The sequence below is a fragment of the Clostridium tagluense genome, assembly GCF_003865095.1.
Lineage (GTDB): Bacteria > Bacillota > Clostridia > Clostridiales > Clostridiaceae > Clostridium_AD > Clostridium_AD tagluense.
Genome location: NZ_BHYK01000068.1, coordinates 1 through 7,092, shown reverse-complemented (window position 1 = coordinate 7,092; position 7,092 = coordinate 1). Strand labels below are relative to the sequence as shown.

Here is a 7,092-nt window from a genome sequence, read left to right as displayed (position 1 = left end):
GAACTTTGCCTAAGACTTCCTTCAGTTCACACCTCACGGTGGATACCTTGTCTTCAGCTAGTGGTTGGTAACTACAGACCCCCACAGTGGACTTTCACCACCTAGTTAATTGCCATGCCTGGCACACTGATAAAACAAGTCCTGCAGAAGCGCCGCAGGACTTGTTACCCCTGGGGGAAGGGGGGGATTATTTTCTTTGCTTTGGACAAGTTTACTGACTGCTACTCATACTAAATAGAAAGATTCATGTTAACGTACCTTAAAAAAATATTTTACTTTAAAGCAGTGAGTAAGTTTGTCCAAAGCTTCCTTCCAAGCGAAGCGAGGCTTCAAAGACCCTCAGAGACCTACTTCCTGGGTTTGGGGCGGAGCATCCCATTTTCAATTAGTTAGCTGTAGACTAGACTTTTACCTGAGGTACGAAGGTTAAAGGATGGGCTATGGCTTCCTTTATATAATTCTTTATAACTTCTAATATCAAATCAAATTTTTTTGAGTTTAGGCTTACACCCTCATATATTTAATATACTTTTGTCATAAATAAATTTGCATTTTTACATTTAATAATGATACTATATTTTCATTGAAAGAATAAAACCGTAAATACATAATTAAGTATTTAGGTTATTACTTAAAAGAGTAAATACGTAAATAAGTAAAGGGAGGCGTTATGTGGAGATCATATCTATTGTAAACCAAAAGGGAGGCGTGGCAAAAACCACCACCACTCTTAATCTGGGTAGTTGTTTAGTTCAACTTGGGAAGAAAGTTCTTTTGTTAGATTTAGATAGCCAAGCTAATTTAACAAAGAGTATAGAGGTAAAGGAAGAAAAGAAGAAAAACATACACCATTTGCTTATCAAAGAAGCCGCGATAGATGAAGTAATTTGTAATACTAATATTAATAATTTGGATATAATTTGTTCAGATATGGGACTATCGAATTTTGAAGGTGAACTTGCGGAAGTTATAGATAAAGAATTAATGTTAAAACAATCTCTCGCTAAGATAAGCGAATATGACTATATATTAATAGATTGTAGCCCCTCTTTGAATTTACTAACTATAAATGCTCTTGTTGCATCTACCAGCTTATTAATACCACTGGAGCCATCTGTATTTGGATTAGAGGGACTTGCACAACTTATCAACGTGTTAAAGCTTGTAATTAAAAAGTTTAATAGTAAATTAAAAGTTAAAGGCGTGCTGCTAACACGAGTTGATAGTAGAAGCACTATTCCTCAAATGTTTCGTAATCAATTAAAAGATATTTTTGATAAAAAACTTTTTGAAACAATGATCCATCAAAGTGTGAGTGTTGTTAAATCCCAAATGAATCGGGAGCCACTATCAACTTACGATAAATTATCAAGATCATATAAAGAATATTTACAATTAGCAGAGGAGGTCATTAAACGTGGCTAACAAAAAAACTGATATAAAAGGATTAGCGAATATAGGTAAGGGGATTCTATCTAGTTTAGAAGATATAAATAACATGGAAGAAACCAGTAATCAAGTAAAAGAAGAAATGTGTAAACCAGTAATAGAAGAAAAGAAGAAAAAAGAAAAAAAGAATTTTATGTTAACTGAAACCGCTATAGAACAGCTATTCCAGTTAAAATTTAAATACAGGAAAAAAGATTATTCCACTATAGTTGAAGAAGCAATCGCAGCATATTATCAAAAGAATATCTAATAATACAATACACTTTAATTCAAGTACACAAATTGTTTTGTGTACTTGAATTGCTTGCCATTTCCTTTATGGCTCTAGATAATGACCACTTGTGGTCAAAAACTTAGAACATCTCTCATAATAAAGCTCGCGTTTTCATTAAAATAGCTAATCTACAATTTAAACATTAGCCCAAAATTTATGCAAAGCTATTTTATGAGAAAACCGTTAGCTGGCGCAGGAAACCTCTACATTTAAGACAACTACTACACCATCTTTATTTTCCAAGAAAGAAAGATAGATTGTACTACCAAAATCAGTATCTAATTATTAAAAACTAAATCTAAACTTAATATAATATTTAATAAAAATATGAAGTAAGCTAATTAACGTTAACAAATTAATTTAAAAACATAGCGAACACCAATGTGCCTGAAAAAAGTATTGATTTTTTTAAGATAGTGGTATAGATAAGAAGAAAGCAAGACCTGTGGCAACGCCGCAGGTCTTGTTACCCCTGGGGGAAGGGGAATTAATTTCTTTGCTTTGGACAAGTTTACTGACTGCTGGTAAAAATAAATAGAAAGATATATTTTGCGGTATCTAAATAGAATATTATATTTATGGGCAGTGAGTAAGATTGTCCACAGCTTCCTTTTGGACCAGGCGCAGTGAAAGAGCTTGTGCCACATCAGATTTTCGCATGAAGCATGAAGGAGAAAATCTGATGTGGACTAGCCTTTGACTGCGACTCCCTTCTGCTTAATAAGCTTTGGTGTCTATTAAGTTATCACTATTCTAAAAAGTTGTTTTGTCCCTTTTTCTTACTATTCCAATAAAATTACTCAATATAGAATTGATAATTATTTATTTAATTTATACTCTAATAAAATATATCTTTCACTTCTATTTTCATTTATTTTTTGTACCTTTGCTGTAACCATTTCCACTTCATAACCATTTAAATCATCTTTATATCTCTGTTCTGATTTAGCAAAATTTAATGAATAAAAATCATATTGCCAATCAATTTTAGGATTATAATCGGAGGTATGATATTTTTTTGCATAAATATTATATTTCCCATCACCAATATCCTCTATTTTATAAACAACAGAATAATCTATAGGACATTCACCATCACCATGCATTTTATAATAATAGCCATTACTGTATTCATATGAATTATATTTATCTACCTGTATTGTTTGATGATTAATTGTATTTATATTAAAATATTTTTTTACCGAATCATCAATATAATCTTTTTTTAGTTTGTCATGTCCATTCTCCATTTCAAAACGATTAGTTCCATGTAAAACTATTCCCCTATAATAGTTTTTATAATTATTCCAAAAACCAAACAATATTAGTTGCTTATCGGATATATTACCCTCTTCAAATGTCATATCAAATGGAACTTCAGCAAAATTACTCATAAAGATATTAAGATTTCTTTGTAAATCTTGATTAATGACTATCTCCTTAGATTTCACATTATATTTATACGTTGTTTCATTATTTATATCATTGATATTGTTAATTATAATTATTTTTAAAGTTAAATTACCTGTCTTAGATAAGCTAATTTTTTCTTTGTATTTTTGCGAACTTTTATTTGGTTTTGTACCATCCGTAGTGTAATATATACTACAATTTTTAGGAACATTTATTGTTATATAATTACCTGAATAAACTTCTCCACCATTAGGTTTAACAATAGCTACTAGCGTATTTTTAATTTTTTTTTCAACTTCAATCATAAGTTTTTCAGCTTTTTTATCTTTATTTAAATCATAATATTTTTTTATTACTTTATATGCATCCTCTATTCTATTTTGTTTTTTATATAGGTCATAAAGTTCAATATTACCTTCATAGTAATTGGGTTTATTATTTATTAAACTAATAAGTTCTTTTTCTGCATCTTTATAATTATTCATTTTTATATATGTTTTTGCTAAACCATATTTAGCTTCTTCACCTAACTTATCATTATTTTCCAACTTTTTAAATATATTAATAGCTTCAACTGTTTTTCCATTGTTTAAAAATTTATTAGCTTCATTCAATTTTCTTTTATCACCGTTTAAAAAAAATAACAAACTAATAGTAAATAGACATATTATAAAAACGATAATAGTAATAATTTTTTTGTTCATATATTTTCTCCTTTTACACGAATATTTTTATGCTTTAATTTACATATGTAAATAATAACTAATTGCTATATCTCCAAGAAACCTAACATGTGGAGATATATTAATTAAAGCGATACATTATAAATGTATCGCTCAATTAAATGCTTGTTTTATTTATATTTTTATAGTGCTCGATTCTACAATTTTTCCTGTAATGTTGTCTATCCAATTTCCTAAGAAATCTTTAATATATATTAATCCACCTGAAATAATTATAGAAGTTATTTCATTGTTATTTTTGGGGTCATTAGCATAGCTCAATTCAAATACTTTGTCTCCTATCATAACACTACCATTTGATACTTTTGTTAAATCTATCTTAGTTACTACTGGTGGTATAACAACTGTACTATCAAAATTAGTAACAGTATAATTACACTTTGCAAGCTTCCTTCCATCAACTGTTGTTACTGTAATTGTAGCACTACCTTTACTTACTGCTGTTACCTTTCCTATATTATCGACCGTTGCTATATTATTATCTGAGGATGCCCATATTACATCTCTATAGGTTGCATCTAATGGAGCTATACTTTTTATTAAAGTATCTGTCCCACCTACTATCAAACTACCTGTAGTTTTATTTAAACTTATCGTTGTTACTTTTACAATCCCTGTTGTTTTAAGTTGAGCTAGTAAGTACTCTTTTATTGTTTCATTGGGCAATTTTTCAATTTCATTATATGCAGCATTGAAGCTTTCTAATGTTTTATTTTTCAAAGCATCATTTGTCAATAGTGTAGCATTTAAAGAATTTATTTTTATACCGGATAACCCATTTTTTATATTTTTATCATCTATATTTGTTATTACTGTACCATCGCTTTTAATTGCAAAAACATAAGACCAACTACATACAGGTCCTACTGCCACAATATTAACATATTGCCTTAAATCTAAAGGTTCTTCATATTGGATGTTTGTAGCAATTAAAGTCCCATCCTTTTTTAAACCTATGGTTCGCTTTGATCCAATTTCTATCCCTACTATATCTGTCCACTCATCTATTCCTAGCTGACCATACGAATATGCATTTTTACCAGTACCAACGACAGTTCCATTTTCCTTTAGTCCCACTATATACTCTCCATCACTTGATATTTGAACTATGTTTTTCCAATTTCCAATACTAAACGTTCCAAATTGAAGATCTTTTTTACCAGTACCAATAACAGTACCATCTCTTTTTAGGCCTATTGTATAATGGCCCGCATTTGCTACTTGTACTATATCAGTCCAATCACTAACATTGCATTGACCGTATGAATTAGAGCCAGCAAATACTACAGTACCATCTTTTTTTAAACCAACAGTATTGTCATAACTAGTTTGAACCTGAACTATATCAGTCCAATCACTAACATTACATTGACCTTCTGAATTATCTCCAGTAGCTACTACCGTTCCATCTTTTTTTAAACCAACAGTAGAATTACCTCCAGTTGAGATTGCGACTATATCTTTCCACTGATTTACATCTAATTCTCCATGGTCATTTCCATATCCCAAAGCTGTTACTGTACCATTATCTTCTACAATCATCACGTTACCACCATATAAATCTATTCTATCAGAAATTAAACTCATATATCTACTATTAGCTATTGTAGTTGCATAGACTGTTTGATTATTCGTTGACCAATTTAATGAAATGATATTAATTGTTAATACACATATTAGTATTATTGCAAACCTACTTATTTTTTTCATTTTTATTCCCCCTCAATTATTTGAAAGTTTTTCACATAAATTTCTCATTTAATAGTTATATATTATAAATTAATGAAAATTTATATAAATCATGAACTTAGTAATTTCTTCATAAAACCTTATTATCCTCTATTTTTGTATATATAATTTATAATATATACAAAATAAAGGATAATTTATAGACCTTTTTATGAATGTAACATATTATAATTCCAATAGCAGAAACTACTTTTCCCTATATGGTATCCCCCTATAAAAAAAGTGATTTCGAACTTTGAATAAAATTCTTAAAAAACAACGTCTGTTACGTGTAAATCTTAAGCCCCCCCGGTGGAGCTTTTCCAACGTGTACTCCTAATCTTACCAATAAACTCTCTTACCTAAAATAATCTTCTCCAAATCTAAAAAACATTCCCCCTCCTCCATATATATAAGTTAAAAACCACAAAGGAGGAATCACCCATGAACAAAACCCAAATAATAAAATCCCTAATCCCAGGAGCATTACTATCCTATGAAAAATACAACATCCTTCCCTCACTCACCATAGCCCAAGCTATACTCGAAACAGGCTGGCTCCAATATATTAAAGGTAATAACATCTTCGGAATCAAATGGACAAATGGTTGCGGATATGAAGTTCAAGAGCTTAGCACTCATGAATGGATTAATGGAGTCAAAACCCCCATGATGTGCAAATTTAGAAAATATGACTCTCTAGCTGATAGCATCCTCGACCATGGAAAGCTTTTAAGCTTCACTAGGTACAAATCTGTAATAACATCTAAAGACTACAAAGAGGCCTGCCAGAACGTTTATAATTCAGGCTACTGCACGGATAGTGAGTACCCTAAAAAGCTTATTTCTATAATTGAGCAAAATAAACTTTATATTTATGATGCTCCTAGATCTGAAATCGCTAAAAACACTACTTCGAAAGATATTAAGCATTTGCAGCAGTGTTTAAACCTTATGAAAATAAGAGCTACAAATAATACTACTTTATTTATAGATGGATTCATTGGTCCACTAACCGTAAGCGCAATTAAAAAGCTTCAGGACATACTTAATCTTTCTATGTATGGCATATTTGGACCAGAAATATTATCTGCAGTTGAAAGTATTATGGAAAGGCCTCTATGTAGCCTTAAGTCTAATGGATATAAAACAGCTATAAGATATATTCAGTGGAGAACTGGAAGCTCTATTGATGGCATTTATGGAAATGAAACTGCACGCCTGGTTAAGGCCTATCAGCAAAATAATAAATTAGTGGCGGATGGAATTGTAGGAAAAAACACCTGGGATAGATTATTATCCTAAAACAAAAATTTATCAAAACACCTTATCTTTGCTTTCCATTTTCAACTTACAAGCAATCGAGTAGGAGCTAAATAATTAATTTATTTAGCGACCTCTCACACCACCGTGCGTACCGTTCGGTACACGGCGGTTCAATAAGAATTACCTAATCATAAATTTTTCAGTTAAGGTTATAAAGCC

Annotated in this window: 5 protein-coding genes; 3 read left to right on the top strand and 2 right to left on the bottom strand. The window is 30.5% G+C overall.

Annotated features, from left to right (window positions below; translation table 11 throughout):
- The first annotated feature begins 672 nt into the window (after positions 1 to 672).
- Both Ctaglu_RS24105 and Ctaglu_RS24100 read left to right on the top strand, forming a co-directional pair.
- Positions 673 to 1,425 (top strand): ParA family protein, encoded by a 753-nt coding sequence (locus tag Ctaglu_RS24105; protein ID WP_125006546.1) that lies wholly within the window; start codon positions 673 to 675, stop codon positions 1,423 to 1,425.
- Positions 1,418 to 1,699: a hypothetical protein gene (locus tag Ctaglu_RS24100; RefSeq protein WP_125006544.1), complete on the top strand. Its 282-nt coding sequence runs from the start codon at positions 1,418 to 1,420 to the stop codon at positions 1,697 to 1,699. Before Ctaglu_RS24105 ends, Ctaglu_RS24100 begins: the two co-directional genes overlap by 8 nt.
- Before the next feature lie 842 nt (positions 1,700 to 2,541).
- Here Ctaglu_RS24100 and Ctaglu_RS24095 read toward each other — a convergent pair.
- Positions 2,542 to 3,840, bottom strand: a complete 1,299-nt coding sequence (locus Ctaglu_RS24095; RefSeq protein WP_125006542.1) for a chitobiase/beta-hexosaminidase C-terminal domain-containing protein — start codon at positions 3,838 to 3,840, stop codon at positions 2,542 to 2,544.
- A gap of 153 nt (positions 3,841 to 3,993) precedes the next feature.
- Positions 3,994 to 5,589: an Ig-like domain-containing protein gene (locus tag Ctaglu_RS24090; protein WP_125006540.1), complete on the bottom strand. Its 1,596-nt coding sequence runs from the start codon at positions 5,587 to 5,589 to the stop codon at positions 3,994 to 3,996.
- A gap of 462 nt (positions 5,590 to 6,051) precedes the next feature.
- On the opposite strand from Ctaglu_RS24090, the gene Ctaglu_RS24085 reads away from it, so the two are divergent.
- Positions 6,052 to 6,912, top strand: a complete 861-nt coding sequence (locus tag Ctaglu_RS24085; RefSeq protein WP_125006538.1) for a glucosaminidase domain-containing protein — start codon at positions 6,052 to 6,054, stop codon at positions 6,910 to 6,912.
- Positions 6,913 to 7,092: the final 180 nt, after the last annotated feature.

Coding starts and splice junctions, on each gene's coding strand:
- Ctaglu_RS24085 (WP_125006538.1), top strand. CDS start 6,052: ATGAACAAAACCCAAATAATAAAATCCCTAATCCCAGGAGCATTACTA.
- Ctaglu_RS24095 (WP_125006542.1), bottom strand. CDS start 3,840: ATGAACAAAAAAATTATTACTATTATCGTTTTTATAATATGTCTATTT.
- Ctaglu_RS24090 (WP_125006540.1), bottom strand. CDS start 5,589: ATGAAAAAAATAAGTAGGTTTGCAATAATACTAATATGTGTATTAACA.